Genomic DNA, 25791 nt, shown 5'->3' with positions numbered 1-25791 from the left:
TCTCAGGCGTCGGCGGAGGCTCCCGCCAGCGCGGCAGCCGGATCGTCGTCCGCCGGCCCGGCAGGTACCCAGCGGGACCGTTCCTTGCGGTACGGCCACCACCGCCCGTCGCGCCCGTACCGCAACTGCAGGCCCTCTCCCACCACGGTCCAGCGGTTGTGCGTGGCCCGCAGCCTCGGGCCCTCGCCCTCCTCCCACGCCGCGGCGAGCCGGGCGTGGGCCCGCGCGAGCTCCTGGGGATCCGGCTGCCACTCCTCGTCGTACACCGCTAGTGCGGCGGCCCGACCGTACCGCCAGGCCGTCACGGCGGCGTCGAGCTCGGCCCGCTGCCGTCCCGCGGCGGCGGCGAGGCGGGCACTCATCCCCGCGTCGGGCCGGGCGTCGGCGGCCAGCCGTACGACATCCTGCTCCGGTGTCGGGGCGGGTGGTACGGGCTGCTCCCCGTGGTCCCGGGCGAGAGCGTCGGCCAGCATCCTGCGGGCCCGCACGGCACTGTCGGCCGCCAGGAACTCCAGCGCCCCGGGATCGACACCGGCCGCCGGACCCGTCTCCGTGTCCAGCGACGGCGGCGCCCCGGGTGCATCCGGCAGCGGCGGGGGAGGAGGCAGCGGCGGCAGGATGTCCCGGGCCGCGAACGCCTCGTCGGCCCGGACACCGCGCGATGGACCGGGGCCCGGCGCGGGCGTGGCGCGCCGCGTCGTACCGGCCGCCCGGGCCGTGCTGCGCAGCTGCAGCTCGTCCAGCAGCCGCTGTTCCTCACGTCCCCGCACCAGCAGCAGGAGGAAAGGGTCCTGGTCCAGCAGCCGCGCCACCTGATAGCACAGGGCCCCCGAGTGAGCGCAGTGGTCCCAGGCCTCGCAGCTGCACTCCGGCTCCAGGTCGCCGATCCCCGGCAGCAGGTGGACGCCGGCGGCCGCCGCGTCCTCCACCAGATGCGGTGGCATCTCACGGTCGAGCAGCGCGGCGATGTGGCCTGCCCGTTCGGACGCCATGTCCAGGAAGCTGTCCCACTCCTCCTGGCTCAGCCGCTGGAGCAGCACATCGCTGCGGTACGCGGTCGAGTCCTGATCCTGGACGACCGCGGTGATCCGGCCCGGCCGGACCGAGACCGCGCCGACACCGCCCGCACGGGCCAGCGCGCGTCCCTTCTTGAGCTGCCTTCCGTCCAGCGCGGTGTCCTCCAGCGCCTTCAGCCACGCCTGTCCCCACCATGTGGAGGCGAATGCGCGGCCGGGCGCCGGCGGCAGCGCGGCGAAGGTGCGTTCCGGTTCGCCGGTGTCGTTCATCGCGTGTTCCCCCGCAGCTCTACGAGTTCCGCCAGTTCGGCATCGGTCAGTTCCGTCAGCGCGCTCTCGCCGCTGCCGAGAACCGCGTCGGCGAGCCCCTGCTTGCGGGTCAGCATGGCGGCGATCCGGTCCTCGACGGTGCCCTCGGCGATGAACCGGTGCACCTGCACCGGCCGGGTCTGCCCGATCCGGTACGCCCGGTCGGTCGCCTGTGCCTCGACGGCCGGGTTCCACCAGCGGTCGAAGTGCACCACGTGCTCGGCCCGCGTCAGGTTGAGGCCCGTACCCGCCGCCTTGAGCGACAGCAGGAACACCGGGGCCGCGCCCGCCTGGAAACGGTTCACCATCGCCTCCCGCTCGGCGACCGGGGTGCCGCCGTGCAGGAACTGCGTGGGGATGCCCCGGTCGGCCAGATGGCTCTCCAGCAGCCGCGCCATCCGCACGTACTGCGTGAACACCAGGACGCTCGCCTCCTCGGCGAGGATCGTGTCGAGGAGTTCGTCCAGGAGTTCCACCTTCCCCGAGCGGTCCTCGATCCGGGGTGCGTCCTCCTTCAGGTACTGCGCGGGGTGGTTGCAGATCTGCTTGAGCGCCGTCAGCAGTTTCATGACGAGTCCGCGCCGTGCGAAGCCGTCCGCGCCGGTGATCTCGGCAAGCGTCTCCCGCACCACCGCCTCGTACAGGCCGGTCTGTTCGGCCGTCAGCGACACGGTGCGGTCGGTCTCCGTCTTGGGCGGCAGCTCCGGGGCGATCCCCGGGTCCGACTTACGGCGCCGCAGGAGGAACGGGCGCACCAGTGCGGCCAGCCGGTCGGCGGCGGCGGGGTCGTCGCCGCCCTCGACCGCACGCGCGTACCGGCTGCGGAACGTGCCGAGCCTGCCCAGCAGCCCCGGGGTCGTCCAGTCCAGGATCGCCCAGAGCTCGGAGAGGTTGTTCTCCACGGGCGTACCCGTGAGTGCGATCCGGGCCCGCGCCCCGATCGTCCGCAGCTGCCTGGCGGTCGCCGAGTGCGGGTTCTTGACGTGCTGCGCCTCGTCGGCGACGACCAGACCCCACGGCGCCTGCGTCAGCCGCGCCGCGTCCAGCCGCATGGTGCCGTACGTGGTCAGGACGAACTCACCGTCGGCGAGGTCCTCCAGAGAGCGCGTCGCGCCGTGGAAGCGCCGTACCGGCGTACCCGGGGCGAACTTCTCGATCTCACGTTGCCAGTTGCCCATCAGGGAGGTGGGACAGACCACGAGTGTCGGTCCGGCAGCGGATGCGTCGGTCTGCCGGTGAAGATGGAGAGCGATCAGCGTGATGGTCTTGCCGAGCCCCATGTCGTCGGCGAGACAGCCTCCCAGACCCAGTGACGTCATGGTGTGGAGCCAGTTCAGACCACGCAGCTGGTAATCGCGAAGGCTGGCCGCCAGGGCGGCCGGCTGGGTGACCGTCTGCGCGTCCCGCGACTCCGGATCCGCGATCCGTTCCCGCAGGTGGCGGAGCCAGCCCGTGGCGGTCACCTCGACCCGGCGGCCGTCGACGTCCGTGCTGCCGGTCAGCACAGCGCTCAGCGCGTCAATGGGTGTGACCTTGCGGTCGCGGGACTCGCGGGCGCGCCTCGCGTCCTCCGGGTCGATGAGCACCCACTGATCGCGCAGCCTGACCAGAGGTCTGCCCGACTCCGCGAGCCGGTCGAGCTCCGCCCGGCTCAACTCCCGGTCGCCGAGGGCGAACGACCAGTCGAAGGCGAGCAGGGTGTCGGCCGACAGGAAGGACGGTGCCCCGGAACCGGCGCGGCGGGAGCCCGCGTCGGTGTCCTCGGGGCCGTCCTCCTGCCCAGGCCGGCCGATCACCGCACGGGCGGTCAGCTTCCCGGCGAACTCCTTCGGCCAGTGCACCCGCACGCCGGCCGCGGCGAGTGCGCGGGCGGCAGGGCCCAGCAACTCCGCGATCTCCTCGTCCGCCGGTTCGACCGAGTCCGGTACCGGTGCGGACAGCAGTGGCGTCAGGGGAGGCCACGCTCTGGCCGCCCGGCGCAGTGCCAGCAGGGCGTCCATGCGGGCACGCGGACCGAACAGCGCGGCGGCGGGGCCGCTGCCCGCCCACACCTCCGCCGCGTCGGCGACCAGCGCCGGATCCTGGACACTGTGGATCTGCAGGACGGCACGGAAGGAGGGGCCGCCCGCACCGGCCTCCTCCGCGCTCCCCTCCGGGAGCCGCGCCACCTCGACGCGCAGGGAGAGCCGTACGCCCGCGTCGTGCCCTGCCGCCACGTCGGCGGCCCATGGCCGCAGTTCCGGCAGGTGCTGGGCCGCCGGTGCGGCGAACGCCGGCCCGCCGGTGGCGAACACGGCGGCCGGGGAGCGCGGCAGCCCGTCGGCGACCGCGTCGAGGAACGACCGCAGCAACGACTCGGGTTCAGCCAGCATCACCGGATCCGCGGCGGCCTCCAGCGGCACCGCGTGGGCTGCGGGCGGCATGGAGGCCGCCAGCACCCGCACCCGTTCCAGATCGTCCGCGGACAGTGGCCCCACACGCCAGGTGTCGTGGTCGGTGGCGCTCAGGCCGGGCAGCAGCAGCCCACGCGCCACGAGTTGGAGGGCCAGCACTCCCGCGGCGCCCCAGAATGCGGCCGCGGGCGAGGCGTATGCGGCGGCGCGCGCCCGTGTCAGAACCGGCAGGGCGTCCCGTACGGGGGTGAGCAACGCCGGTACCACGTAAGGGTGGATGTCGCTTCCGACCACGGTCAGCTCCTGCTGGCTCCCGGGACCACCGGGCGGGGTGCTACCGTCCGGGTTCCAGAACGCGATCCGGCCGGTACGGGCCGGGTCCGCGGGGAGGAAGACTGCGGAGCAGCGGGACAGTTCAGAGATCTCGTCGAGTGTTGCCGCAGGGAGCCTGTGCACAGCGATGTCAGATTCCTCAAATTTGACTAGTGAGCTCGGGGTCGCCGAGGGTACCCCATCCGCGGCCCGTCCCGGGAAAGCTACGCAGTGATCCACGTCACTCGTTTCTGCCTTCTGAGGCCTGGGGTGCAGCGCGCACCACCACGGGACGCGGGGGCTTTCCCCCGCACCACCGGGGTGATGGCGCCATGGCTGCCGCAGGCCCGCCTCCGTACGTTTGACGAGGTCAGCGCAGATGCCCAGAAACCGGAGACGTCATGCCCCAGGCGGTAGCCACCGTTGCCCCGAACACCCGCGAGGGATCGGAGAGTCCGGGAGGCCCCAAGGCCACCGGAAGTGACTTCGCACCCCTTCTGAAGACGGTCAGGAGCCAGGGGCTTCTGGAACGCCGCACGGGCTGGTACGCGGCGGGCATCGCCGCCAACCTGATCGCCCTCACCACGGTGGTCACCGGCATGGTGCTCCTCGGCGACACCTGGTGGAACCTGCTCCTCGCCCTGCCGCTGGCAGTCCTGTGGACCCGTACCGCCTTCTTCGGGCACGACGCCGGACACGCGCAGATATCCGGCGGCCGCAAGGCGGGCCGGGCCATCGGCCTCCTGCACGCCAACCTGCTCCTGGGCATGAACGAGGCCTGGTGGAACGACAAACACGTACGTCACCACGCCAACCCCAACCACATCGACAAAGACCCCGACGTCGGTGTCGGAGCACTGGTGTGGACGCAGAAGCAGGCCGCGCAGCGTGAGGGCTTCTCCCGCTGGCTCACCCGCAACCAGGCGCGCCTCTTCTTCCCGATGCTGCTCCTCGAGGGCATCGCCCTCAAGATCTACGGCTTCCAGTTCCTGCGGCGCCAGCCCGTCCGGGAGCGCGCCCTGTCCGCACTGCTGCTGGCCGGCCACCTCGCCCTCTACGCGACGCTGCTGCTCGCCGTCATGTCGCCCGGCAAGGCCGTCGTCTTCGCCCTGGCGCACCACGCGCTCTTCGGTCTGCACCTGGGGATGGCCTTCGCGCCGAACCACAAGGGCATGGAGATGCCCGACCCGGACGGCGACCGCTGGGGTCACCTGCAGCGTCAGGTGCTCACCTCGCGCAACGTACGCGGCGCCGTCCTCACCGACTGGCTCCTCGGCGGCCTCAACTACCAGATCGAGCACCACCTCTTCCCGAACATGCCCCGGCCGCACCTGCGACTGGCGCAGCCCCTGGTGAAGGCCCACTGCGCCGGGATCGGGATGCCGTACGCGGAGACGGGCCTCATCGAGTCCTACCGACAGGCTCTGCGGCACATGCACGAGGTCGGCGAGCCGCTGAGGTGACGGCGGCCGGGCTCCCTGGAACCGATGGACGGGCGCAGGCGTTCTCTCCACAGGAGCGGCTCGGCCGCGAAGGAGGCACGGATCATGTCGAACGGTGCAAAGATCGCCATCGGGGGAGTCATCGCGGCAGTCGTCCTGATTCCGTTCATCGGATTCTGGTGGTCGCTGCTCGTCCTCGTCGGGGTGCCCGCACTGGGCTACCTGGCGCTCGACCCCTCCCAGCGGCGCAGGCTCCGCCGGATCACCCGTAAGGAGATAGGACGCTGAACAGCACGGTCGCAGCAGTGAGCAGTAGCGGCGCGTATTCCTTCACCAAGCCGAACAGGGACAGCATCACGCTGCTGACCGGACTCGGGGTGGAGGGGGACGTCCACGCCGGTGTCACGGTCAAGCACCGCTCGCGCGTCGCCCAGGATCCGACACAGCCCAATCTGCGCCAGGTCCACCTCATCCACCAGGAGCTCTTCGCCGAGCTGCGGGACGCCGGTTACGAGGTCGCACCAGGAGACCTCGGGGAGAACGTCACCACAAGCGGCATCGATCTCCTCGCCCTTCCGGTGGGCACGCTGCTGCACCTCGGCGACGAGGCCGTCGTCGAGGTCACCGGCCTGCGCAACCCGTGCCTGCAGATCGACAACTTCCGGCACGGACTGCTCAAGCAGGTCGTCGGCCGGGACGAGGACGGCACCCTCGTCCGTAAGGCGGGGATCATGGGCGTCGTCGCGGCCGGCGGAGTCGTCCGGCCCGGCGACCCCGTCAAGGCCGAACTGCCCGCCGGGCCGCACCGGCCGCTGGAGCGGGTGTAGGACCCGCCCCGCGTGGCCCGGGCGGGCGCAGATCTCCCCGGCCTGCCCGGACGGAGTGCCGGGGGCTCAGGAGGGCCGGACGGATATCGCTTCGAGCGCGCTGAGCAGCCCGGGCAGTTCGGGGCCGCGCCCGACCGGCAGGACCTCCCCCGGCTCCTCGTCCAGGAGGACGAACGCGATGTCGTCGGTCCGGGCGACGAGGGACCAGCCCGGACCGTCGGCGCGCAGCGTGCGCGCTCCGCCGGGTGCGAAGGCCGAGCGTATCCGCCCGGGCGGCGGCGGGGCGGCCACGTAGGCGCGGGCCTCGTCCAGCACCCTGCGGACGCCCGGGTGCCGCCCCGACGGGGCCTCCCCGCCGCCGGAGCCGTCCGGTTCCACGGCAGGACCGACCGCCTCGCCCCCACCGCCGGCCCCGTCCGCCCCCGCCGCCTCGCCGGACCGGCCGAAAGCGGTCTCGTCGTCGACCTGCTCCCGCCAGGCCGCCCACTGCAGGGCGATCTCGTCCGCGCCCATGCGCCGCTGGGCCGGGCCCCACGTCTCGGTGTCCGGTGGGGTCAGCGGCGCCCGGTCCGTGCCCTGGGCCGCCGGGTCCGGCCCCGGGTCATGGGGAGCGGGGACGCCGGGCGCGGCGACCGCCAGCGCGAGCGGCCAGCCCGGCAGGGCGCAGACCACCGAGCGGTCGTCGGGGGAGAGGTCGTACTCCATGCCGCAGTCCCACGAGGCGATGGCGACGGCCACGAGCGAGACGTCGTCCACGACCACCGTCCAGCGGGCGCCGGCGCCGTCCTGGCCGAGCACCAGACCGTACCCCTCGGCGTACGGCTCGAGGCCGAGCACGGCGCACGCGGCGACGTAGTCGTCACCGAGCACGCTCGGGAACTGCGCGGGGGTCAGCAGCACCGCGGTCAGCACGAACAGCGCGTCCTCGTCGGCGACCATGTCCTCCGTCCCGTCCACAGCACCCTCCTCCACTCTCGTCGCTTGGCCCGTCGGCGCACCTTAACTACTCGGTAACCTCCCCGTCGAGGCCCTGACAAGCGACAACGGCACCGCGACCAGAGCCTCCCCAGGCCGTTCCGGCACCCCGGTGCGCCCCCACGCCGTGGTGCCGGGCGGGCCGCCGCCCGTAGGGTTGTTCCTCCGGCTCTCACGAGGGGGAAAGCATGCTGAAGCGGTACGAGCGGCTCAAGGAGATCCTGCGGCTCGACCCGGAGCGGGACTTCCTGGAGATCTACCGGCTCACCGTGACGTACGAGTTCCCCTGGGACATCACCCGCGCTCTCGAACTCGCCCTGTACCGCACCTATGCCGTGCCCAGCATCGGTCGGCTGCTCGCCGAGACGGGAGAACTGACGGAACGTTCACAGAAGCGGTACGACGACACCGCACTTCTCCTCGACACCGTGGTCGAGCACGGTTTCGAGAGCGAGGAGGGACGCACGGCCATCCGGCGCATCAACCGCATGCACCGGAGCTACGACATCAGTAACGACGACATGCGTTATGTGCTGTGCACCTTCGTCGTCACCCCCAAGCGGTGGCTCGACGTGTACGGGTGGCGCAAGCTCAGCCGCCACGAGCTGCGCGCGTTCACCGCCTACTACCGCACTCTCGGGGCGCACATGGGCATCAGGGACGTGCCCCGTACGTACGAGGAGTTCGAGCGCACGCTCGACCGCTACGAGGACGAGCACTTCGGCTGGGACGAGGGCGCCCGCGCGGTCTCCGACGCCACCCTGGCCCTGATGGGGTCCTGGTACCCGGGTCCGCTGGCCGCCGTGGTGCGGGGGGCCGCTCTCACGCTGCTCGACGACTCGCTGCTGCGGACCTTCCGCTACCGGCGCCCGGGCCGTGTCGCCAGGGGTCTGACCGGCGGGGCCCTCCGCCTGCGGGCCCGTGCCGTACGGCTGCTGCCGCCGCGCTCCACCCCGCACTACGCCCGGCAGAACCCCGAGATCAAAAGTTACCCGGGCGGGTACGACGTATCCCGGCTCGGCGCGTTCCCCGTCCCGGGCGTCCGCGGCTGCCCCGTCGCGTACGGCCGGCCCTCGGAGACGGCGGCCGAGTGAGCCCAGGGCGATCCGCAGCCCGCGCGCCCGCGTCGGGGCTCCCGCCCGCCTGACGGCGTCTGCGCCCTGGTGGGAGGAAACGTCCTCCGGTGGGCCGGGACGCACGGATCGGGAGGACCGCCGGGAATCCCGAAGGACGGCCGCCGGTCAGCCCGTGCGCACGGCCAGCACCAGGAAGCGGTCGTCCTCGTCGGTGTACGAGGCCGGCCGCCACCCCGAACGGACCAGCAGGGGGGCCAGCCGCGGTTCGGCCCGCAGATCGCCGTCCGAGAGGAGACGCCCGTGCCGGGCGGCCAGGGCTGCCCGGCCGATGGGGTGGAACAGGGCCAGCCGGCCGCCCGGGCGCACCACCCGTGCCAGCTCCCGGAGATCACGCTCGGGCTGTGCCAGATGCGAGATCAGCCCGGCCGCGAACACCGCGTCCAGCGTCCCGGTGCGCAGGGGCAGCCGCGCCACGTCGGCCAGCATCAAGGAGCCGCTTGCCGCGCGCCCCGCCCGTACCGCGGCCGCCAGCATGGCCGGTGTCAGGTCGGCCCCGACCACCGTGCCGTCCGCACCGACGGCGGCCCTGAGGGCCGGCAGCGCACGTCCCGTCCCGCAGCCGGCGTCGAGCACGGTGTCACCGGCCCGGAGGCCGAGATCCGCGACGGCCGCGGCGTAGGCGGGCCCGTCATCGGGGAAGCGGCTGTCCCAGTCCGCCGCTCGCCCGGTGAAGAAGTCCTGGACATGTGTGGGGTCGTCGGCCATACGGACATGATCCCGCAGTTCCGCCCCCGAGCGTGACGGCGAGAGCCGGTGGACCCGTGCACACTCCTGCCCCGTCGCGCGGAAGCGTCGGTGACCGACAGCCCGGAGAGGTTGTGAAATCCCGGGACGCCGCGCGCCCGTTTCCCATGACGAAGCGCGATCATGCCGGGGAGAGGTCAGTCCGCCACCTCGGACACCGCGAGCACCGTGTCCATGTGCAGGCGGACCAGCAGCTCGCCGGGCACCCCGTTGCGGGCGCCGAACTCCTCGGCCGCCTCCGGGCCCATGTACCGGGCCGCGATCCGGGTCGCCCAGTCCCTGAGTTCGGCGGGGTCCTCGCTCAGGGACGCACGCCCCTGGACCACGGCGAACGAGAACGGGGGACGGTCGTCGTCGACGCAGACCGACACCCGGCCGTCACGTGCGATGTTGCGGCCTTTCACGGTCTCCTTCCCTGTGTTGAAGACCAGGTCGTCGCCGTCCAGCAGGAACCAGACGGGGGCGATGTGGGGGCTGCCGTCCGCCCGGACGGTCGCGACCTTGCCGGTACGGGTGCCCTCCGAGAGGAATCCCCGCCATTCGTTCTCTGCCATGTGGTGTGCCATGCCCCCCATCCTCGGCCGGACGGCCGGGCATGGCGTGAAGCCACGCCCCGGTAACCGGGCGGCGCTTGCCCCCCGGGAAGCCGTAGGCGAGGCTTACGCACGACGCGGGGGCAGCGAACGGGGAGGACGAGCACATGGCGATGGACCGGAGACTTGACTGGCTCCTTGACGAACTCACCGGCCGGGTGGAGCACATACGGCACGCGCTCGTGCTGTCGAACGACGGACTGGTGACGGGAGCGAGCACGACCCTGGCCCGGGAGGACGCTGAGCACCTGGCAGCGGTCGCGTCCGGTCTGCAGAGCCTGGCCCGAGGCTCGGGGCGGCACTTCGGAGCCGGAAGAGCGCGTCAGACCATGGTGGAGTTCGACGAGGCCCTGCTCTTCGTCACTGCGGCAGGGGAGGGGAGCTGCCTGTGCGTCCTCAGCGCCGCGGAGGCCGACATCGGACAGGTGGCGTACGAGATGACACTCATGGTGAACCGGGTGGGAGAACACCTCGGTGTGGGCGCACGGCAGGGCGCCCAGGGATCCGAGCCGTTCTGACCGGTTCCACCTGGCCCTACGCGCCCGCCGCCGGAGTTATCCACAGGCCACGCGCGGATATTGCCGTCCGCGCTACCGTGATCACGGAGAGTCAACACGGATCACGGGGGAGGATGGTCATGACCCTGAGAGAAGCCACTCGCGCACGGACGGCCGCAGGTCGGCGGCGACGGGCGGAAGCACGGGACGGCACGGAGCCCACTAGGGACGTGGGGCCGGCCGGAGGTGCGCATGCCGTAGGGGGCGTCGGGCCGGCCGGCGCGCCCGTGCCGCAGACCGCGGCGCACGGGAGCTCCCTGACCTCGGCACGCGCCGCTCAGGAATTGGAGCTGAAACGCGGAGAGTTCGAACTCGCCCTCCATCTCGGCCTGATTGCCGCCGAGTCCGCACCGGACGGTGGGCGGCCGAAGGTGCGCCGGGAGGAGATCGACCGGCTCCGCGCCACGCCGGGGTTCCCCGCAGAGTTGCGCGACCGGGTGCGTACGGCGGGGACGGCGGAGGGTGCCGCACTGCTGGGCATCAGCCCGGTCCGCTTCACCGGCCTGGCCCGGATCGGGTGCGTGTCCCCGGTCGCCTTCTACCTGAACCGGTATCGCGCGGTGGTCTGGCTCTACCTCGTCGACGAGCTCCTCGCCTTCGCCGAGAAGGAGCCGGAGCTGCTCGCCGGCAGGAGTCCGGCCGGGATGCGGGCCATGCTGGAGGCCGGAACCGACTGGCGGGCGCGCAACTGGCGGGCACGCAGGATCGACAGGCTGCTGAGTCGTACTCAGGACCCATGGGTCCGCGCGGCCCTCCAGGCGTCGGCCTTGGACCCGGTACAGCTCGCCGAGATGGTGGACGACCCCTACGAGCGGGCTTACCTTGCGCGGGTGCGGCCGTACCTCGCCGATGGACGCCCGGTGTCCGTCTCGGGGAAAGAGGCCATGGGGCAGCTGATGCTCGCCGACGATCCGGATGAGATCCTCTGGCGGCGGGTCAACCTGGCGATGGAGCTGGACCTCGCGCGCGACATCCGTCCCGCTCCCCGCCCTGGCGGCGGGACCGCGTTCCGGACCGCACCGACGACGGCAGGAGTGGCCGGACACGGAGGTGGCGACTACGGGACCGGCAGCCTGCCCGGAGCGGCCCGCACCTTTCCCGATGCGTTCGGTGCGACCGTAGGGGCCTGCTCCGTGCCGGGAGTGCCCGGCGTCTCGCCCCGCGTCCGGTGGCGGTTGCTCGCGCGGATCGGGCTGGGCCGACAGCGGGGCGGAGATCGTTAATCCCTTGCGTGCGGCCGGGCCCGCAGGCATCTTTGCAGGCATGCTGATCAGGAGAGCTACCGCAGAGGACTGGCCCGCCATCTGGCCGTTCTTCCATGACATCGTCAGAGCGGGCGAGACGTTCACGTATCCCCTCACCCTGGGCGAGGAGGAGGCTCAGGGCTGGTGGCTCATCCCGGAGCCGAGCCGTTCGGTCGTAGCGGTCGATGACGCGGGGACTGTCCTGGGCACGGCCAAGATGAACAGGAACCACATGGGCAACGGCTCGCACGTTGCCAGCGCCAGCTACATGGTCGATCCCCGGCACTCCGGGCGGGGAGTGGGGCGCGCGCTGTGCGAGTACACCGTGGACTGGGCGCGTAAGGCCGGTTACCGCGCCATGCAGTTCAACGCGGTGGTGGAGACCAACACCCGTGCGGTGCGGCTCTATCGCTCTCTCGGCTTCGAAGTGATCGGAACCCTTCCCGAGGGCTTCCACCACCCCACCGAGGGATACGTGGGCCTGCACATCATGCACAAGGCGCTCTGAGCACACGACGACAGGGTCCGGGGCGGGCGGCTACCGGGTGGCGCGTTCCTCGCTCCGAAGGAGCACCCGCTCAGTCGGTTCGGCGCGCCGACGGAGCGATGCCTTCCGGCCATCTTCGGCCGGGCTCCGGCGCGGCAGGTGGCCGGGGGCCGTACCGCCCGGTGGCGGGAACGTGCCGGGCGGCTCTCGCGCGTACCGGCACCTGCCGCACGCGCCGGTCCGTCGCGACCGCCGGGACCCAACGAGTGATGAGCGGTGGGTAGTTGAGGTCCCAGGGACTCCTGGAGGCGAGGCGGACAGGGAACCGGTGGCAGTGCTGTGAGCCTCAGCACCACCCCCGGTGGTGCACCCTCTGGAAGAAGGCGGCTGTCGCCGTGCTCCTCGTGGGAGGCGGCATCCCGGGGCCCGTCCGCGAGCGCCCCGACGTCCTGCGCACTCAGCTGACGGCCCCGGGGCACGCGGCACTGATCCCCGCGCACCCCGGACACGGGGCGGGGGACACCGCAGGGCCGGGCGGGGGTGTACCGCCTCCTGTGCGGTGCGGTACACGCCCGTCGCGGGAGATCATCGGAGGCAGAGGGATCACCGGGGGCCGAAGGATTACCGGGGCCGATCTCGCACCGGACGGCCTTGCCTCCCCGCGTGACTCGATGCCCCGGCGCAGGCGACCGCGTCGAGTGGGCCGGCGTCTTCGCCCCGGACGTCGGCGCCTCGGCCCGTGAGGCGGCGATGCGGGCAGGGCCTGGCATCCGGATGCCACTCGATGCTCCCGGTCCGGTTCAGGACAAGACGTTCAGCGGTCCTCGACCCACTGCTGAGCCCTCGGTCGAACGGGAGCGGCCGCGGGACCGAGGCCTCTGCACACGCCGGGAGTCGCTCATGCGCTCCGAGGATGACCCGGCCGGGCGATCGGACGTCGCCGCCCCTTCGGTAGCAAGATGTCGAGCCGGTGGGGCGGGCCCCGGCGGTCCTCCAGGCCCCGGCTCCGGGCCCCCGCCACGCGGGTCGCAGAATGGCAGGCAGGGAAATTCCACCGGCTGACCGGAGCGCACTGATGAACGACGACGAGCCCGTCCTGCTGCACACCGAGGGGCACATCCTGCACATCCGGCTCAACCGCCCCCGGGCCCTGAACGCGCTCACCCACACCATGGTGCGGAGCATCCACGACGCGCTGACCTCGGCCGCCGGTGACGACACGATCACCGCCGTGGTGCTCGACGGAGCCGGCGAGCGCGGACTGTGCGCGGGCGGTGACATCCGGTCCATCTACGAGGACGCCAGCGCGGGCCGGCAGGCGTCCGTGGACTTCTGGCGCGACGAGTACCGGCTCAATGCCGGGATCGCCCGGTTCGCCAAGCCGTACGTCGCACTGATGGACGGCATCGTCATGGGAGGCGGCGTCGGCATCTCGGCCCACGGTGACGTCCGTGTCGTCACCGAACGCTCAAGCGTCGCCATGCCGGAGACCGGGATCGGATTCGTCCCCGATGTGGGAGGCACCTATCTGCTGGCCGCCGCTCCCGGCGAGCTCGGCACCCACCTCGCCCTCACGGGGCGCGCCGTGAACGCGGCGGACGCCATCCTGTGCGGGCTGGCCGACCACTTCGTGCCCTCCCACCACCTGACGGACCTCACCCGGGCCCTCGCCCGCAGCGTCACGCCCACCGAGGTGCGGGACACGGTGCTCGGATTCGCGCACACTCCGCCGGAAGGGGAGCTCGCCGCGTCGCGCCGGTGGATCGACGACTGCTACGCAGCGGACACCGTCGAGGAGATCCTCGAGCGGCTCCTGGACAGCGGCTTGCCCGCGGCGAAGGAGACCGCCGCCACGCTGATGACCAGATCGCCCACCGCATTGAAGGTCACCCTCGAAGCGGTACGCCGGGCCAGGGGGCTCAGCACTCTCGAAGCGGCGCTCGACCAGGAGTTCCGGGTGTCCTGCCGTGCCTTCACCGGCCATGACCTGGTCGAGGGGGTGCGGGCCCAGATCATCGACAAGGACCGCAGCCCCCGCTGGGCTCCCGCTGAACCGGCCGAGGTCACCGACGCCGAGGTCGCACGGCACTTCGAGCCGCTCGGTGAGCGGGAACTCGGCCTGGCCGCCGGCTGACCTCCCAGGCCCGATCGCGCACGGGGAGCTGACCCTTCCCCGGCCCGTTCGCGCCCGGGGTCGTGGTCGCGCCGCCGGCCCGGTCGGCGCCCTGCGCTTCCCGGGGCCGTCAGGCGCGTGCCGCCGTCAAGCGGTCCGCGGCCCTGTCCCAGGCCGACTCGTTCCCCCGCGGGCTGTAATGGCGCAGCTCCTGGGTGCGTGCGACCAGCCGTCGCATGTCCGCCAGGCCTCCGACCAGCCCGTGAGCTCGCGCCTGGAGCAGCACATTGCCGAGCGCGGTCGCCTCGGCGGGCCCTGCGGTCACCGGCATCCCCGTCGCGTCGGCGGTCCACTGGCACAGCAGTTCGTTGCGTGAACCCCCGCCCACCAGATGGACCCGGGTCACTTTGCGTCCCGCCAGCCGGGCCGCCTCGCGCAGCGTCCGGCGATGGGCCAGCGCGAGGCTCTCCAGTACGCACCGTACGTATCCGCCCGGGCCGTCCGGCAGCGGCTGGCCCGTGCGCGTGAGGGCCTCGTCGATCCGCGACGGCATGTCACCCGGGGCCAGGAAGACCGGGTCGTCCGGGTCCACCACCGAGGCGAACGGCCGGGCACGCGCCGCGTCGGCGAGGAGCGCGGTCAGGCTCGGGGACACACCGTTTCGCTCCCAGGTACGACGGCACTCCTCGAGCAGCCACATGCCCATGATGTTGCGCAGGTAGCGGACCGTGCCGTCCACCCCGCGCTCGTTGGTGAAGTTCGCCGCCCTCGACTCCTCGGTGAGTACGGGCGCGTCCAGTTCGAGACCGGCCAGCGACCAGGTGCCGCTCGAGACGTATGCGAACCCCGGTTCGACGGCGGGGACCGCGGCCACCGCCGAGGCGGTGTCGTGCGAGGCGACCGTCGTCACGGGAGTGTCCGCCGGCAGACCGGTGAGTTCGGCCACGTGCGGCAGGAGCGTCCCCGCCCGTCCGCCCGGCTCCCGCAGCGGAGGGAAGAGCGAACGCTCCAGCCCCAGCCGCTCGATCAGCGCGTCGGACCAGGTGCCGGAGCGGGCGTCGAGGAGACCGGTGGTCGATGCGTTGGTGACCTCCGCGCCCACCGTCCCCGTCAGCCAGTACACCAGCAGATCCGGCATCAGCAGCAGCGTCCGGGCCGCCGCCCACTGCGCGGTGGAACGATGGGCGGCGAGCTGGAAGAGCGTGTTGAACGGCAGGTGCTGCAGCCCGCTGACGCCGTACAGTTCCTGCGTGCCGATGCCGGCGAGTATCTTCTCCGCTGCCGCCGCGTTCCGCCCGTCGCGATAGTGGAACGGGATGCCGAGCAACGCTCCCTCGGCGTCCAGCAGACCGTAGTCGACGGCCCACGTGTCGACCCCCACCGAGGTGAGAGGACCGCCGCGCGCCGCCGTACGCAGTCCGTCGATGATCCCCTGGTACAGGGCGAGCACATCCCAGCGCAGCCCGTCGGGGAGCCTGACCGGGGTGTTGGCGAAACGGTGCGCCTCGGTCAGCGCCAGCGTGTCGGGACCCACCGCGGCGGTCATGACCCGGCCGCTGGTGGCCCCGAGATCGACCGCGGCGAACACCGGGTCGTGTCGTGAAGTAGCAGGCATGTGCATCTCATCCGATCCGGGCGGGGCCGCGCCCCCCGCCGTTCACGGGAACGGCGTACGGGGACGCGGCGGACCGCGCGTGGGCTCAGCGCAGGAAGGCCGCCGCCACGCCGGCGTCGACGGGGACGTGCAGTCCGGTGGTGTGGGTGAGGTCGCCGCCGGTCAGCGCGAAGACGGCGTTGGCCACGTGCTCCGGGAGCACCTCGCGCTTGAGGATCGTGCGCTGGGCGTAGAACTCCCCGAGCTTCTCCTCCTCGATGCCGTACGTCGCCGCACGCTGGGCCCCCCACCCCGCGGCGAAGATCCCGGAACCGCGCACCACGCCGTCAGGATTGACACCGTTGACGCGGATCCCGTACTCGCCGAGCTCGGCGGCCAGCAGCCTGACCTGGTGCGCCTGGTCGGCCTTCGTGGCTGAGTAGGCGATGTTGTTCGGGCCCGCGAACACGGCGTTCTTGGACGCGATGTAGACGATGTCACCACCGAGCTTCTGCGCTTGCATCACCCGCGCCGCCTCCCGGGAGACCAGGAAGGAACCGCGCGCCATGATGTCGTGCTGCAGGTCCCAGTCCCGGGCGGTGGTTTCCAGCAGGGGCTTGGAGATGGAGATCCCGGCGTTGTTGACGACCAGGTCCACCCCGCCGAAGGCCAGCACCGCGGCCTGGAACGCGTCGGTGATCTGCTCCTCGTCCGTCACGTCGACCGTGACCGCCACGGCCTTGTCCGTGCCGCCGAGCTCCTCGGCGACCGCGGCGGCGTTCTCCCCGTTCAGGTCCGCGACGACGACACAGGCGCCCTCCGCCACGAGCCGGTGCGCGATGGCCCTGCCGATGCCCGACCCGGCCCCGGTCACCAGGGCGACCCGGGTGGCCAGCGCCTTCGGAGCGGGCATCCGGCGAAGCTTCGCCTCCTCCAACTCCCAGTACTCGATGCGGAACTTCTCGGATTCCTCGATCGGTGCGTAGGAGGAGACGGCCTCGGCACCCCGCATCACGTTGATGGCGTTGAGGTAGAACTCCCCGGCCACCCGGGCCGTCTGCTTGTCCTTCCCGAACGAGAACATCCCGACACCCGGCACCAGCACGATCGCCGGGTCCGCGCCGCGCACCGCGGGCGAGTCGGCCGTGGCGTGACGCCCGTAGTACGCGCGGTACGCCTCCCGGTACTCCTCGTGGAGCACCTCGAGCCGGGCGACCGCTTCGTCCAGCGGCGCGTCGGCGGGCAGGTCCAGGACGAGCGGGCTGACCTTCGTACGGAGGAAATGGTCGGGGCAGGAGGTGCCGAGCGCGGCGAGGCGCGGGTGTTCGGCGCGCGAGAGGAAGTCCAGTACGGGGGGTGCGTCGGTGAAGTGCCCGACCTGCGGGCGGTCCGTGGACGCCAGGCCGCGGATCACCGGAGCCAGGGCGGCGGCCCGCTCTCGGCGCGCCCCCTCCGCAAGGGGCTGGTGACCGGGGAGGACAGGTCCGAACGGCTCCGCTGCGCCCTGCTCCGCGAGGAAGGTCTCGGCGGTCCGGATCATCCAGAGGGCGTTGCGTTCGCACTCCTCGGAGGTGTCGCCCCAGGCGGTGATGCCGTGTCCGCCCAGCACCACGCCGACGGCCTGCGGATTGGCCTCCTTCACGGCGGCGATGTCCAGGCCGAGCTGGAAACCGGGCCGGCGCCAGCCGACCCAGGCGACCTTGTCACCGAAGCACCGCGCGGTCAGTTTCTCGCCGTCGGCCGCGCATGCCAGCGCGATGCCCGAGTCCGGATGCAGATGGTCGACGTGTGCGGCGTCGACGAGGGCGTGCATCGCCGTGTCGATCGACGGGGCCGCGCCGCCCTTGCCGTGGAGGCAGTAGTCGAACGCCTGGACCATCTCGTCCTCGCGTTCCACCCCCGGGTACACGTCCTTGAGCGCGCGTACCCGGTCCAGCCGGAGCACGGCGAGCCCCGCCTCGGTCAGCGTGCCCAGGTCGCCGCCCGAGCCCTTCACCCAGAGCAGTTCGGTCTCGCCGCCGGTGACCGGGTCGGTCTCCGAAGCCTTGGCGGAGGTGTTGCCGCCGGCGTAGTTGGTGTTGCGCGGGTCGGAGCCGATCCGGTGGGCGCGCTCCAGGAGCGCGGCGACTTCGGCGTGCGTCGCGGACGTCATGAGGGTTCCTTCGCGGTGATGGGCGGGCGGGTGCCGGGACGTACGGTGCGGGAAGGGGGCTCAGGCGCCCCAGCCTGCCTGCTCTCCGCCGACCCGGCCGGCGGCGATGCGCTCCTGGTTGCCGGAGGCGAGATACGCGGCGAACGGGTTCCGGTCCAGGCCCAGTTCCTCGCGCACCTCGGCGAGCAGCGGGCGGACGTCGGTGTTGTACGCGTCCATCAGCACACCGTTGGCGGCCAGGACGTCGCCGGACCGCTGCGCCGCGGCCAGCGCCTCGGTGTCGATGAGCAGTGCCTTCGCCGTGGCTTCCTGCACGTTGGTGACGGAGCGGATGACGGCCGGGATCTTGGCCTCGATGTTGTGGCACTGGTCGAGCATGAAGTTGACGTTGGTCTCGGCCTTCAGACCACCGTTCTTGACCACCTCGTGCATGATCCGGAACAGCTGGAACGGGTCGGCGGCCCCCGCCATCAGGTCGTCGTCCGCGTAGAAGCGGGAGTTGAAGTCGAACGCGCCGAGCTTTCCCTCGCGCAGCAGGAAGGCCACGATGAACTCGATGTTGGTGCCCGGCGCGTGGTGGCCGGTGTCCACGACGACCTGGGCCTTCGGGCCGAGCTTGAGGCAGTGGGCGTACGAGGTGCCCCAGTCCGGCACGTCGGTGGTGTAGAACGCCGGCTCGAACAGCTTGTACTCCAGCAGCATCCGCTGGTCGTCCCCGAGCCGTTCGTACACCTCGGCGAGGGCCTCCGCCAGCCGGTCCTGACGGCTCGCGATGTCGTCCTGACCGGGGTAGTTGGTGCCGTCGGAGAACCACAGCTTGAGGTCGGGGGAGCCGGTGGCGTCCATGATGTCGACACACTCGAGCAGGTGATCGGTGGCCTTGCGCCGGATCTCGGGGTCCGGGTGGGTGACCGAGCCCAGTTTGAAGTCGTCGTCCTGGAAGACGTTGGAGTTGATGGCGCCGATGCGCAGTCCCAGATCCTCCGCGTGCCGGGTGAGCGCGGCGTAGTCCTCGACCCTGTCCCACGGGATGTGCAGCGAGACCTTCGGCGCCACTCCGGTGTACCGGTGAACCTGGGCGGCGTCCGCCAGCTTCTCGAAGGGGTCGCGGGGGACGCCGGGCTGGGCGAAGACCTTGAAGCGGGTCCCGGAATTGCCGTACCCCCAGGACGGCGTCTCGATGACCTGAGACTTCAGGGCTGCCTTGACGGCCGACACATCAGACATGAACACCTCGTAAGCAGAGTCATCCGGCGACCGGTCAGGATCGGGGATGTGAATCGTTTCATCCGGACCGTACGCTAGGTTTCCGCAGTGTCGCTAGTCAAGCGGTCCGTCTGGTTCTTCTTTGTTTGAATCAATTCACATTTGCGCCCGCGCAGGGCTCCGGACGTCCCCAGCTCCCGCCGGCAGGTGCCCAGGTGGTCACCTGTTCGCGGACGCACGGACCAGGTGGTCGAAGCTGGCCGCCCCCACACGTCGCAGCCTGCTCGACGAGCTCTTCCGGGGCGACGGACAGACACTGAGTGTGTGGGAAGGGTGCTTGGACACCGCCCGCCTCGCGGTGAGGAAGCACCTCGGCGTACGAGGCGGGGGGTCCGGTAGACACCCGGCGGCGCGGCCGGGACACGCTCCACTTCCCCGCCCCGGTGCCCATCCGGCTCGTCCACGACCGATGGGCGCGCACATCCGCTGAGCCCTGGGCGGCAGGGCTCGGCGACTTCGAGAGCCGACGGGAGAACCCATGGAAAAGGTCTTCGAGCTGTACATCCGCACCACCGCCGAGCGCCTCTGGGAGGCGATCACCGACCCCGGGATCAGAAGTACGTACAACTTCGGGGCCCGCGTCACCTCCGACTGGACACCGGGCTCGCACTTCGAGATGAGTGCCCCGGGGGCCGGCGGTCCACTCGGTGAGGGCCGGAATCTGGAGGTCGACCCGCCCCGCAGACTGGTCCAGAGCATGGTGGCCCTCTGGAGCGACGCCGTGAAGAGCGAAGGGCCGACCCGCGTCACGTGGGAGATCGAGCCCGTCGGTGACTCCTGCCGCCTGACCGTCACCCACGACGAACTGCGCGAGGGTGCCGACGAGCAGCTGTACGGTGGCTGGCCGATGATCCTCTCCGGGCTGAAGACCTGGCTCGAGACGGGTGAGCTCCTGACGACACCCGGCTCGCTGATGTACAGCGGCCAGTAGCCGCTGTCGAGCCGCGGTGGTGATCCCCGCGCTGGGTGAGCGGACCACCACCGCGGCCCCCGCACGGTCCCCGAACCGGATCCGCTCAGCGGTCCGAACCGGTCAGGCTCGGCTGCAGAGCCCGTACGGCGGCGAAGAGCCGCTCCTCGTTCCCTGCGAAGCCCGCGCTGCGCAGAGCCTCGTCCGCCTCCTCGATCGGGGAAGCCAGCAGCGGCATGTACAGGGGGGCGTCGGACGGTTCGGCCAACGCGGCGCGCGTCGCCTCCAGTAGACGGACGTACGCCTGGGCCGCGGCGATCTCGTCGTTGCGCATGTCAGCATCTCCCGCTCAGAGGTGTCGGACCGTCAAGCATCTCCCATGGGTCTGACAACGCGCCCTCCCGCCGGGAAGGAGCCGCTCAGACGTGCCCGCCGGGCCGGTCGGCGGGCGGGGGTTCCACCTCCAGGAAGCGCCGCCGGCGGGGCCCCCGGTACAGCAGGACCGTCCAGCCGAGCTGCCGCAGCACCGTCATGCACCCGGCCAGCGCCCCCTCCTCCTCCTGGGCCGCTCCACCGCCCGGCGGACCGGCCCACTCGACCCGCGCGGAGCCAGGCGCCTCGCCCTCGCACACGCGGTACCCCGTGGCCGTCCGCCGCCCGGACGGACCCACCGCGGAGGCGGACATGCCGGCGGCCTCCAGCGCCAGTGCCACGGCCCGCACCGGCCGGTGCAGCTCCCACTGGGCGGGTACGCGCTCCGGGTCGGGGTGGCGCGCGTTCGTGAGCCGCCTGATCTGCAGCATCCCCTCGAAGGCCGTTCTCACCGCCCCCTCACGTCCACCCCCCGGGACGATCACGGCCGGTCCGTCCCCGGTTGCCGGATCGAACCCGCTCTCCCGCGACATCTCCATGTGCCCCCCTCCTTCGCCCACTCCGTGCCAGTGTGCGCCCGCCCACCGACAACGGCCTGACCCCCTGGAGTCGCACCCCGATAAACTCGGGCTCCCAGCACCCACCGGAGGAATCGCGCACGTGCCCGACAACGATCCGATCGCCGCGCCCGCCACCGACCGGGCCTCTCTGCGTGCCGACTGCGCGAACTGCTTCGGGCTGTGCTGCGTCGCCCTGACGCTCACCGCGTCGGCCGACTTCGCGATCAACAAGGCCGCGGGCGAGCCGTGCCGCAATCTGCAGGACGACTTCCGCTGCGGCATACACACCCGGCTGCGGCCGGCGGGCTTCTCCGGATGCACGGTGTACGACTGCTTCGGCGCCGGCCAGAAGGTCTCCCAGGAGACCTACGGCGGCACGGACTGGAGGCGCGCACCGGACACCGCGCCGCAGATGTTCGAGGTCTTCCCCGTGATGCGGCGGCTCCACGAACTCCTCTGGTACCTCACCGAAGCTCTCATGCTGCCCGCGGCCGCACCCCTGCACCCGGAGCTCAGCGGCGCCCTGGCCGCCACCGAACGTCTCACGCACGCCGGCGCGGAGAAGCTCGCCGTGCTGGACGTCTCCGCACACCGCGAGCAGGTTGCCGCGCTACTGCTGCGCACCAGCGAACTCGTGCGTGCCACGGTTCCCCGGGCCAAGAAGCGTGACAAGCGCGTCCGCCGGGGAGCCGATCTCATCGGCGCCCGCCTCAAGGACGCCGATCTGCGCGGCGCCGACCTGCGCGGGGCCTACCTCATCGCGGCCGACCTGCGGGGGGCCGACCTCCGCGGCGCGGACCTCATCGGCGCGGACTTCCGTGACGCCGAGCTCTCGGACGCTGACCTCACCGGAGCGCTCTTCGTCACCCAGGCCCAGCTGAACGCGGCGAAGGGCAACACCGCCACCCGGCTGCCGCGGACCCTGGACCGGCCCACCCACTGGTCCGGCGCCGGGCCGGAGGCCGGCTGAACGGTGCGTCGGGCCGCGCCGGCACCAATGCCTGCGCGTCCTGACCGCCATCCCTGCCTGTGCGGGCCGCCCGGGGCGCACTCCGGCGCGTTCCGGCGTGCGCCGGTGCTCCTCGACCGCGGCACGCCGGTGTTGTGGGTGTGACGAATCGGTTCTGCGGTCGGCGGAGCGGATGGGTGCATTCCCCGTGGGCACCTATGGGGAGAGAAAACGGAATCACAGTGCCCCCCTGGGAGGTGGTGGCCGTGCTGCACGGCGTCGATGTGAGCTCCTATCAGACCGACTTCGACACGGACGGGCTGGACTTCGTCTTCATCAAGGCCACCGAAGGCCGTTCGTACGTCAATCCGAGACTCCAGGGTCAGGTCGCGCGTGCCAGGAAGGCGGGATGCGTGGTCGGCTTCTACCACTTCCTCTGGCCGGGGAACGCCGAGCGGCAGGCCGCCTACTTCGTCGAGGGGACACCGGAGAAACCGGGCGACCTCCTCGCCGCCGACTGGGAGCACACCGGCGAGGGCACGCACGCGAGCAGCAAGGACAAGGACCGCTTCATCCGTGAGGTGAAACGCCTGAGGCCGGACCACCGCGTCCTGCTCTACTGCAACCGGTCCTTCTGGCGCACCTACGACACGAGCTCCTACGCGGGCGACGGGCTCTGGATCGCCGACCACGTGCCGGCCGGGGAGCCGCGCATCGAGGCGCCCTGGCTCCTGCACCAGTACACCGACAGGCCGCTGGACAAGAACGTGGCCGACTTCCCTTCGCGGGACGCCATGCGCTCCTGGGCCGGCGCCTGAGAGGCACGTCAACACGCGCGTCTCCGCCATCGGCCAATCGGGTGTCCTTTGCCAGCCGGTGGGGGAGCGCTGACGGGGATAGCGCGCGGTTCCGCAGAAGGCGGGTCCATCCTGGTCGCCGAGTACGCATCCGGCCGTCGACCGAAGGAGTGCCGCAGTGACGACGAGGGGCCCCTCAACATCGGTGGAAGCCGATACCGCCTACGAGGACGAACTGCCCGTTCGGAGTCGTCGGCCGGGAAACGTGGTCGTCAAGTGGATGACCACCACGGACCACAAGACGATCGGCACGCTCTACCTGACCACCTCGTTCGCGTTCTTCCTCTTCGGCGGGGTGCTGGCCCTCGTGATGCGCGCCGAACTCGCGCGTCCCGGAACGCAGTTGATGTCGAACGAGCAGTACAACCAGGCGTTCACGATGCACGGCACGATCATGCTGCTGATGTTCGCGACGCCGCTGTTCGCAGGCTTCGCGAACTGGATCATGCCGCTGCAGATCGGGGCGCCCGACGTGGCGTTCCCGCGGCTGAACATGTTCGCCTACTGGCTGTACCTCATCGGGTCGAGCATCGCGGTGTCCGGGTTCCTGACCCCGCAAGGAGCGGCCGACTTCGGCTGGTTCGCCTACACACCGCTGTCCGACGTGATCCGCTCACCCGGCGTCGGGGCCGATCTCTGGATCATGGGTCTGGCCTTCTCCGGCTTCGGCACGATCCTCGGCTCGGTCAACTTCATCACCACGATCATCTGCATGCGCGCCCCCGGCATGACGATGTTCCGTATGCCGATCTTCACGTGGAACGTCCTGCTGACCGGTGTCCTCGTCCTGCTGGCCTTCCCGGTCCTGGCCGGTGCGCTACTCGCGCTGGAGGCGGACCGCAAGTTCGGCGCACACATCTTCGACCCTGCCAACGGTGGCCCGTTGTTGTGGCAGCACCTCTTCTGGTTCTTCGGCCATCCAGAGGTGTACATCATCGCCCTGCCGTTCTTCGGCATCGTTTCCGAAATCATTCCGGTCTTCAGCCGGAAGCCGATCTTCGGCTATGTCGGTCTGATCAGCGCGACGATCGCCATCGCCGGCCTTTCCGTGACGGTGTGGGCGCACCACATGTTCGTCACGGGCGGCGTGCTGCTGCCGTTCTTCTCGTTCATGTCGTTCCTGATCGCGGTGCCGACCGGTGTGAAGTTCTTCAACTGGATCGGCACGATGTGGAAGGGCTCGTTGTCCCTCGAGACGCCGATGCTGTGGTCGATCGGCTTCCTCGTCACGTTCCTCTTCGGTGGCCTGACCGGCGTCCTCCTGGCCTCGCCGCCGCTGGACTTCCACGTCTCCGATTCGTACTTCATCGTCGCGCACTTCCACTACACGGTGTTCGGCACCGTGGTCTTCGCCATGTTCGCCGGCTTCTACTTCTGGTGGCCCAAGTTCTCCGGCAAAATGCTCGACGAGCGCCTGGGGAAGATGCACTTCTGGACGCTGTTCGTCGGCTTCCACGGCACGTTCCTGGTGCAGCACTGGCTGGGTGCCGAGGGCATGCCGCGTCGTTACGCGGACTACCTCGCCGCCGACGGCTTCACCGCGCTGAACACCATCTCGACGATTGCCTCGTTCCTGCTGGGATTGTCCATGCTGCCGTTCCTCTACAACGTGTGGAGGGCCACCCTGTACGGCAGGAAGGTCGAGGTCGACGACCCCTGGGGATACGGCCGTTCGCTCGAATGGGCGACGTCGTGCCCGCCCCCGCGGCACAACTTCCTGACACTGCCGCGGATCCGCTCCGAATCCCCGGCGTTCGACCTGCACCACCCCGCGATCCGTGCGCTCGAGGAAGCGGTGACCCGTCCCGACCAGTCCGTCACGGTGGCGCCGGGTGACAAGCAGGTCTGAGCGTCCGTGGACGACTACCCCTTGAGAGGTGGACGGCATGAAGCGGGACGAGGAGACCGCACGGGGCCTGGCCCAGGTGGAGGGCTACCTGCTCTGGAACGCCGAGGTGGAGGAGGCCCGCCGTCAGGCAGGCCGCTTCACCGATCAGCTGCCGTGGCTCACCGCGGCCCAGCGGGAGGATGTCGAACGCGTCTACGTGACGGACCGGGTGGCAGTCTGCCGCGAGGCGCTCACGAGGATCGCGGGCCGGGCCACCGAACTCCGGGGTGAGTACACCGCACGGTACGAGCGCCTCAGGGCGCGTTGTGTGGCCGCGTCCGTCATGACGGTGGGCGCGGTGAGCGGCGCGTGCGCGGCGGTGTCACTGATCAGCCGCTGACATACGTGTGGCCCGCGGGGTCCGAAAGGAACGGCCGCGCCGGGTACGCCGGGATTCCCGCCCGGGCTCCTGCGGCGGACGGCCGCGCGCCGTCAGTGCCGGACCAGGCAGAACGGATGACCGGCGGGGTCCGCGTAGACGCGCCAGCGGCGTGTGCCCGGGCCGGCGTCCAGCAAGGTGGCGCCGAGAGCGAGCACCTGCTCCTGGGCGCGGTCCAGATCGGCCACCTCGAAGTCCGGATGAAGCTGCTGCGGGCCGTCCGGATCCGGCCATCGAGGGGCCTGGTAGTCCTTGACCCGCTGAAAGGCGAGGACGGTCCCGGCCGGTGTGTGAACGGTCGCCCAGTCGGGTCCGAGGGACCACCGCGGGTCGGGCTGATCCACGTGCCCTCCGAGGACGGCTCCGTAGAAGCCGGCCAGTCGTGCCGGGTCGGGACAGTCCATTACCACGCACTGCAGTTCGGCGATCACGCCGCTCATCGTACGAGACCGGCGAACGCGACGACGAGACCAGCGAACGCGATACGAGGCCAGCGAACGCGCGCGTGTGGGCGAAGTGCCTCGCAGGGCAAGTAAGTAGGCCGCGGTGGCCCAGCGAACGCGCGCGTGTGGGCGAAGTCCTCTGCCAGGGTGCCCGCATGGGCGACCTCACGGCGAACGAACTCTCGCGTTCCGCCGCCGGGCGCGCTTGGCCGAGGGGCGACGGGACGGCGGGAGGATGACGGGCGCTCAGTCGCACGGGCCGAGCCCGCGACC

24 protein-coding genes are annotated in these 25791 nt (G+C 71.3%); 13 read left to right on the top strand and 11 right to left on the bottom strand.

The features are described from left to right. Positions 1-2: 2 nt before the first annotated feature. Positions 3-1286 carry an SWF or SNF family helicase gene (locus ACH4VO_RS09730; RefSeq protein ID WP_360988523.1) on the bottom strand — a complete coding sequence of 428 codons (1284 nt, stop codon included), beginning with the start codon at positions 1284-1286 and terminating at the stop codon, positions 3-5. Continuing rightward, positions 1283-4174, bottom strand: a complete 2892-nt coding sequence (locus ACH4VO_RS09725; protein WP_360988525.1) for a DEAD/DEAH box helicase — start codon at positions 4172-4174, stop codon at positions 1283-1285. The genes ACH4VO_RS09730 and ACH4VO_RS09725 overlap by 4 nt, the downstream gene beginning before the upstream one ends. Before the next feature lie 257 nt (positions 4175-4431). Between ACH4VO_RS09725 and ACH4VO_RS09720 the strand changes: the two genes are divergently transcribed. The 3 genes from ACH4VO_RS09720 to ACH4VO_RS09710 all read left to right on the top strand — a co-directional run bounded on the left by ACH4VO_RS09720 (position 4432) and on the right by ACH4VO_RS09710 (position 6299). Further along, positions 4432-5493: an acyl-CoA desaturase gene (locus ACH4VO_RS09720; protein ID WP_360988527.1), complete on the top strand. Its 1062-nt coding sequence runs from the start codon at positions 4432-4434 to the stop codon at positions 5491-5493. A gap of 84 nt (positions 5494-5577) precedes the next feature. Beyond that, entirely contained in the window at positions 5578-5760 is a 183-nt protein-coding gene (locus ACH4VO_RS09715) for a hypothetical protein (RefSeq protein WP_360988529.1), read from the top strand. After that, the gene (locus ACH4VO_RS09710; protein ID WP_360988819.1) at positions 5757-6299 is read left to right on the top strand and encodes an MOSC domain-containing protein; all 543 of its coding nucleotides are present in this window, start codon (positions 5757-5759) and stop codon (positions 6297-6299) included. Before ACH4VO_RS09715 ends, ACH4VO_RS09710 begins: the two co-directional genes overlap by 4 nt. Positions 6300-6365: 66 nt before the next feature. Here the strand turns inward: ACH4VO_RS09710 and ACH4VO_RS09705 are convergent, their stop codons facing one another. After that, positions 6366-7238: a hypothetical protein gene (locus ACH4VO_RS09705; protein WP_398440921.1), complete on the bottom strand. Its 873-nt coding sequence runs from the start codon at positions 7236-7238 to the stop codon at positions 6366-6368. A gap of 224 nt (positions 7239-7462) precedes the next feature. Between ACH4VO_RS09705 and ACH4VO_RS09700 the strand changes: the two genes are divergently transcribed. Then, positions 7463-8368 carry an oxygenase MpaB family protein gene (locus ACH4VO_RS09700; RefSeq protein WP_360988533.1) on the top strand — a complete coding sequence of 302 codons (906 nt, stop codon included), beginning with the start codon at positions 7463-7465 and terminating at the stop codon, positions 8366-8368. A 147-nt stretch (positions 8369-8515) separates the two neighbouring features. Here ACH4VO_RS09700 and ACH4VO_RS09695 read toward each other — a convergent pair whose 3' ends face one another. Beyond that, positions 8516-9115 carry a methyltransferase domain-containing protein gene (locus ACH4VO_RS09695; RefSeq protein ID WP_360988535.1) on the bottom strand — a complete coding sequence of 200 codons (600 nt, stop codon included), beginning with the start codon at positions 9113-9115 and terminating at the stop codon, positions 8516-8518. A gap of 176 nt (positions 9116-9291) precedes the next feature. Further along, positions 9292-9720: a PPOX class F420-dependent oxidoreductase gene (locus tag ACH4VO_RS09690; RefSeq protein WP_360988537.1), complete on the bottom strand. Its 429-nt coding sequence runs from the start codon at positions 9718-9720 to the stop codon at positions 9292-9294. Between the two features lie 134 nt (positions 9721-9854). Here ACH4VO_RS09690 and ACH4VO_RS09685 point away from each other — a divergent pair, with 134 nt between their 5' ends. From ACH4VO_RS09685 to ACH4VO_RS09670, 4 genes are all read left to right on the top strand, one after another. Next, on the top strand, positions 9855-10265 hold the full coding sequence (locus ACH4VO_RS09685) for a roadblock/LC7 domain-containing protein (RefSeq protein WP_360988539.1): 411 nt from the start codon (positions 9855-9857) through the stop codon (positions 10263-10265). A gap of 119 nt (positions 10266-10384) precedes the next feature. Then, complete coding sequence (locus ACH4VO_RS09680; RefSeq protein ID WP_360988541.1) at positions 10385-11527, top strand: DUF6397 family protein; 1143 nt, start codon at positions 10385-10387, stop codon at positions 11525-11527. Between the two features lie 40 nt (positions 11528-11567). Then, positions 11568-12056 carry a GNAT family N-acetyltransferase gene (locus ACH4VO_RS09675; protein WP_360988543.1) on the top strand — a complete coding sequence of 163 codons (489 nt, stop codon included), beginning with the start codon at positions 11568-11570 and terminating at the stop codon, positions 12054-12056. 1054 nt (positions 12057-13110) lie between these two features. Further along, a complete protein-coding gene (locus ACH4VO_RS09670) occupies positions 13111-14169 on the top strand; it encodes an enoyl-CoA hydratase/isomerase family protein (protein ID WP_360988545.1) in 1059 nt (352 codons plus the stop codon). Positions 14170-14278: 109 nt separating this feature from the next. Here ACH4VO_RS09670 and ACH4VO_RS09665 read toward each other — a convergent pair whose 3' ends face one another. The 3 genes from ACH4VO_RS09665 to rhaI all read right to left on the bottom strand — a co-directional run bounded on the left by ACH4VO_RS09665 (position 14279) and on the right by rhaI (position 19121). Continuing rightward, the gene (locus ACH4VO_RS09665; RefSeq protein WP_360988547.1) at positions 14279-15763 is read right to left on the bottom strand and encodes a rhamnulokinase family protein; all 1485 of its coding nucleotides are present in this window, start codon (positions 15761-15763) and stop codon (positions 14279-14281) included. A gap of 85 nt (positions 15764-15848) precedes the next feature. Continuing rightward, positions 15849-17894 (bottom strand): bifunctional aldolase/short-chain dehydrogenase, encoded by a 2046-nt coding sequence (locus tag ACH4VO_RS09660; protein WP_360988549.1) that lies wholly within the window; start codon positions 17892-17894, stop codon positions 15849-15851. Positions 17895-17954: 60 nt separating this feature from the next. Beyond that, a complete protein-coding gene (rhaI, locus tag ACH4VO_RS09655) occupies positions 17955-19121 on the bottom strand; it encodes an L-rhamnose isomerase (protein ID WP_360988551.1) in 1167 nt (388 codons plus the stop codon). A 517-nt stretch (positions 19122-19638) separates the two neighbouring features. On the opposite strand from rhaI, the gene ACH4VO_RS09650 reads away from it, so the two are divergent. Next, the gene (locus tag ACH4VO_RS09650; RefSeq protein ID WP_360988553.1) at positions 19639-20091 is read left to right on the top strand and encodes an SRPBCC family protein; all 453 of its coding nucleotides are present in this window, start codon (positions 19639-19641) and stop codon (positions 20089-20091) included. Between the two features lie 85 nt (positions 20092-20176). On the opposite strand, the gene ACH4VO_RS09645 is transcribed toward ACH4VO_RS09650, so the two are convergent. Both ACH4VO_RS09645 and ACH4VO_RS09640 read right to left on the bottom strand, forming a co-directional pair. Next, complete coding sequence (locus ACH4VO_RS09645; RefSeq protein WP_360988555.1) at positions 20177-20404, bottom strand: hypothetical protein; 228 nt, start codon at positions 20402-20404, stop codon at positions 20177-20179. Positions 20405-20489: 85 nt separating this feature from the next. Continuing rightward, the gene (locus ACH4VO_RS09640) at positions 20490-20981 is read right to left on the bottom strand and encodes a hypothetical protein (RefSeq protein WP_360988557.1); all 492 of its coding nucleotides are present in this window, start codon (positions 20979-20981) and stop codon (positions 20490-20492) included. A 121-nt stretch (positions 20982-21102) separates the two neighbouring features. On the opposite strand from ACH4VO_RS09640, the gene ACH4VO_RS09635 reads away from it, so the two are divergent. The 4 genes from ACH4VO_RS09635 (at position 21103) to ACH4VO_RS09620 (ending at position 25036) form a co-directional block, all read left to right on the top strand. Further along, the gene (locus tag ACH4VO_RS09635) at positions 21103-21972 is read left to right on the top strand and encodes a pentapeptide repeat-containing protein (protein WP_360988559.1); all 870 of its coding nucleotides are present in this window, start codon (positions 21103-21105) and stop codon (positions 21970-21972) included. Positions 21973-22217: 245 nt separating this feature from the next. After that, positions 22218-22769: a glycoside hydrolase family 25 protein gene (locus ACH4VO_RS09630; RefSeq protein WP_360988821.1), complete on the top strand. Its 552-nt coding sequence runs from the start codon at positions 22218-22220 to the stop codon at positions 22767-22769. Between the two features lie 157 nt (positions 22770-22926). Further along, the gene (ctaD, locus tag ACH4VO_RS09625) at positions 22927-24657 is read left to right on the top strand and encodes a cytochrome c oxidase subunit I (protein ID WP_360988561.1); all 1731 of its coding nucleotides are present in this window, start codon (positions 22927-22929) and stop codon (positions 24655-24657) included. Between the two features lie 37 nt (positions 24658-24694). Beyond that, on the top strand, positions 24695-25036 hold the full coding sequence (locus ACH4VO_RS09620) for a hypothetical protein (RefSeq protein ID WP_360988563.1): 342 nt from the start codon (positions 24695-24697) through the stop codon (positions 25034-25036). 92 nt (positions 25037-25128) lie between these two features. Here the strand turns inward: ACH4VO_RS09620 and ACH4VO_RS09615 are convergent, their stop codons facing one another. Then, positions 25129-25506, bottom strand: a complete 378-nt coding sequence (locus ACH4VO_RS09615; RefSeq protein WP_360988565.1) for a VOC family protein — start codon at positions 25504-25506, stop codon at positions 25129-25131. Between the last annotated feature and the right edge of the window lie 285 nt (positions 25507-25791).

Origin of the sequence: Streptomyces sp. NPDC020780, assembly GCF_044334475.1 — a bacterium.
Classification (GTDB): domain Bacteria; phylum Actinomycetota; class Actinomycetes; order Streptomycetales; family Streptomycetaceae; genus Streptomyces.
This window is presented reverse-complemented; position numbering and strand designations above follow the sequence as displayed.